The organism is Dyadobacter sp., assembly GCF_051859145.1.
Lineage (GTDB): Bacteria > Bacteroidota > Bacteroidia > Cytophagales > Spirosomataceae > Dyadobacter.
This window is the reverse complement of sequence record NZ_JBHYGF010000369.1, coordinates 469-4,182: the sequence shown is the minus strand read 5'-3', so window position 1 is coordinate 4,182 and position 3,714 is coordinate 469. Positions and strand designations below refer to the sequence as shown.

Genomic DNA, 3,714 nt, shown 5'->3' with positions numbered 1-3,714 from the left:
CCCGTAAGTAATGAGCGGCCAGCCGTAGTTTTTGCCTTTTTCAACAATATTCAGCTCGTCGCCGCCTTGTGGTCCATGCTCGTGCTCCCAGATCACGCCGGTAGTGGGGTGGATCACCATTCCTTGCGGGTTACGGTGTCCGTAAGTCCAGATTTCCGGTCTTGCGCCGGCTGTTTTTACAAATGGGTTATCGGTAGGGATTTTACCATCTTCAAACAAACGCACTACTTTTCCCTGATCTTTACCCAGGTTCTGAGAATTTTCCTTCTGGCCTCTTTCGCCCAGAGAAAGGAATACGTAGCCTTTTTTATCAAAAACAATGCGGCCACCGAAGTGTACATTACCCTTTACATTCGGAATAGCCTTGAACAACTGCTGAATGTCTGTCAGTTCTTTTCCTTTCAATTTCGCGCGCATCAATGCGGTATTTGCGCCGCCATCGTCGCCTTCTTCACCGTCTTTTTTGGGTGAAGAATAGCTGATGTAAATCCAGCCGTTGGTTTTGTAGTCGGGGTGCAGCGCAATGTCAAGTAAACCGCCCTGGCCTTTGTACCAAACTTCCGGAATACCTGATATAGGCGTGGCATCCAGCTGTCCTTTCGAAACAAGCCGCAATTTACCGCCGCGCTCTGTTACCAGTAGGTCGCCATTTGGCAGCAATGCAGACGCCCACGGCATAGTAAGTCCGGTTGCAACCGTGTCCACTTTCAGGTCAGACTCAGCGATGCTTTTCTTCGGGCTGTCAGTGGCATTGTTGTAGCTCATCAGACCCACAGAGGCGGTCATTAACAAACCTCCGAGTGCAACAGGGAGGTACTTTTTTAGAATAGAAGTTTTTCCGTTCATAGGTTATGGTGAATAAAAAGCTTGGTTTTTGGGGTTAAATATTTGCTCATCATTATGGTTAAAAAGAAGCGCGCTGTAACCGCAGCGCGCTTCTTTTTATTTAACTAGTTCCAGCTCATTTAAGTGTGCTGTAATGGTATTGATTTCTTCTGTACTCAGTACAATGTCAGCAGCAGCGGCATTTTGAAGCGCCTGTTTTGCGTCGCGTGCACCTGCCAAAGCGATGGTAATGCCCGGTTGCTGAATGGTCCATTTTAAAACAAGCTGACCGAGTGACACATTTTTATCGTCAGCAATGGGCTTGATCTTCGCCAAAAATGCATCTACGCGTTTCAGATTTTCGTCTTTAAAAAAATGCAGGGAAGCGCGGTGGTCGTTTTCAGCAAACTGGTGACCAGGCTTCATTTTGCCTGTCAATAATCCGCGTTCCATCGGGCTGTAAGCCAAAATCGCCTTTTCATGTTCAATGCAATAAGGTACAAGCTCCTGCTCAATCTCTCTTTTGACCATACTGTAAGGAACCTGGTCAGAAACGAGGTTAATGTACTTCGAAGCTTCGCGCATGAGCTCCACATCGTAGTTGCACACACCTGCATAACGCACTTTTCCCTGCTGGATCAGCTGGCTTACCGCTTCCATTGTTTCTTCAATGGGTGTGGTTTTGTCGTGCCAGTGGATCTGGTAAAGGTCAATGTAATCCGTACCGAGGCGGGTTAGGCTGTCTTCACATTCTTTGATAATGCTGTCTTTCGCAGCATACTTATAAATGTCAATATCCTTTCCCTCATTGTTTTTGCTGTGCATCGCAAAGTCGCCTTGCGCAACATCCCAGCGCATACCGTATTTGGTAAGTATCTGGACTTTGTCGCGGGGAATGTCTTTGATAGCTTCTCCCACGATTTCTTCGCTGAGACCCTGTCCGTAAACAGGCGCGGTATCAATGGAGGTAACACCTACGTCAAAAGATTCGCGGATTGCCTTTACGGCGTCATTCCGCTCAGATCCACCCCACATCCATCCACCTGCTGCCCAGGCGCCAAATGTGATCACAGATAATTCAAGATCCGGTTTTTCAGGATGATCAGAGTTTCCAACTTTACGGTATTGCATGGTTTTGGGGCTATCGGCTTTCGGCGACCGGCCGTCGGCTTTTTAGCGTTTAGTTAGGATGAAAATTTATTTGGCTGTTGGCTTTCGGCAATCGGCTTTCGGCTTTTTTTCTCTTTTAAATTCTTTTCTTTCAGCATTAAGCTGAACTTCTTTGAGCGCATTCAATTTCTGGTGACAGCCGACAGCCGACAGCCGAAGTTTACTTCGTCAACGAAAACGGTGCTGCTTCCGGCTTGGTTCCCCATGTTTTGGATGGTTTGCTGCCCATGTTAAACTGCACTGTGCCTCCTTTTTGAATGTCAGCGTGTTCCAGATAGGTGTTTCCATAGCTTTTTCCATTGAGGTTAGCTGCCTGGATATAGATATTGGATTCGCTGTTTTCAGGTGCCTGTATCGTAAACTTCTTGCCGTTTTCCATTGTCAGCGTAGCTTTTTTGAAAAGCGGTGAGCCGATTACGTACTGCGTTGTGCCGGGTGTTACCGGATAGAAACCCAGTGAAGAAAAAACGTACCAGGCAGAAGTTTGCCCATTATCCTCGTCTCCGCAGTATCCGTCGGGCGCCGGCTGGTACAACCTGCGCATTACCTGCCTCGACCAGTACTGCGCTTTGTCGGGCGCGCCAGCATAATTGTACAGGTAAATCATGTGCTGGATTGGCTGGTTGCCGTGCGCATAATTACCCATATTCATGATCTGCATTTCGCGGATTTCGTGGATCGGGAATCCGTAATAGCTGTCGTCGAAAATGGGAGGTAATTTGAAGACAGTATCGAGCTTTTGTACAAAAGCATCACGTCCGCCCATTAACCCGATCAAACCTTTCACATCCTGGAACACAGACCAGGTATAATGAATGCTGTTTCCTTCCGTAAATGCATCACCCCATTTGAATGGGTTAAAAGGTTTCTGAAACTGTCCGTCTTTGTTTTTGCCGCGCATCCATTTGGTTTCAGGGTCAAACAGGTTACGGTAATTCTGGCTTCGTTTCAGGTACAGATCTACCTCTTTCTGGGGTTTTTTCAATTCTTTTGCCAGCTGCGAGATACAGAAGTCAGCGTATGCATACTCCAATGTACGTGCCGCATTTTCATTTACTTTTACATCATAGGGAACATAGCCTAGCTCGTTGTAATATTCATGTCCAAAGCGGCCGACCGAACTTACCGGTCCTGCATTCTCCGTATTTTTCAGGATTGCTTCGTACAGTTTGTTGATATCGTACCCACGGATTCCTTTTACATAAGAATCAGCGATGAGCGAAGCAGAGTTGGAGCCTATCATACAATCTCGGTGACCGGGGCTGGCCCATTCGGGCAGGAAGCCGCTTTCGTCGTATGCATTGGCCAAACCTTCCATGATCTGTCCGTTCAAGGTCGGGTACATTAGCGTAAAGAATGGAAAAACCGCGCGGAATGTATCCCAGAAACCATTGTCTGTAAACATATAACCCGGCCTCACTTCTCCATTATACGGACTGTAATGCACTATCTTATTTGCTTTATCGAACTCGTAAAATTTCCTGGGGAACAAGAGTACCCGATAAAGGCAGGAGTAAAAAGTCCGGATCTCGTCTATATTGTCACCTTCCACCAGGATCCTGGAAAGTTCATCATTCCAGATTTTCTCACCTTTGGCTTTCGTCGCGTCGAAGCTGTCGTTTGCGAGCTCGCGTTGCAGGTTAAGCTCAGCCTGTTCGGGACTGATAAATGAAGACGCTACTTTCAAGCCTACCTTTTCGCCTCTTTTGGTTTTGAAAC

3 protein-coding genes are annotated in these 3,714 nt (G+C 47.0%); all 3 read right to left on the bottom strand.

Going from position 1 to position 3,714, the window contains the following annotated elements:
- On the bottom strand, positions 1 to 846 hold an 846-nt coding region (locus tag ACTIE6_RS19255), incomplete at its 3' end, for a PQQ-dependent sugar dehydrogenase (protein WP_439558192.1).
- 96 nt (positions 847 to 942) lie between these two features.
- Positions 943 to 1,956 carry an aldo/keto reductase gene (locus tag ACTIE6_RS19250; RefSeq protein WP_439558191.1) on the bottom strand — a complete coding sequence of 338 codons (1,014 nt, stop codon included), beginning with the start codon at positions 1,954 to 1,956 and terminating at the stop codon, positions 943 to 945.
- A gap of 199 nt (positions 1,957 to 2,155) precedes the next feature.
- Positions 2,156 to 3,714, bottom strand: a 1,559-nt coding sequence (locus ACTIE6_RS19245; RefSeq protein WP_439558190.1) for a GH92 family glycosyl hydrolase, incomplete at its 5' end; no start/stop codon positions are given.

Coding starts and splice junctions, on each gene's coding strand:
- ACTIE6_RS19250 (WP_439558191.1), bottom strand. CDS start 1,956: ATGCAATACCGTAAAGTTGGAAACTCTGATCATCCTGAAAAACCGGAT.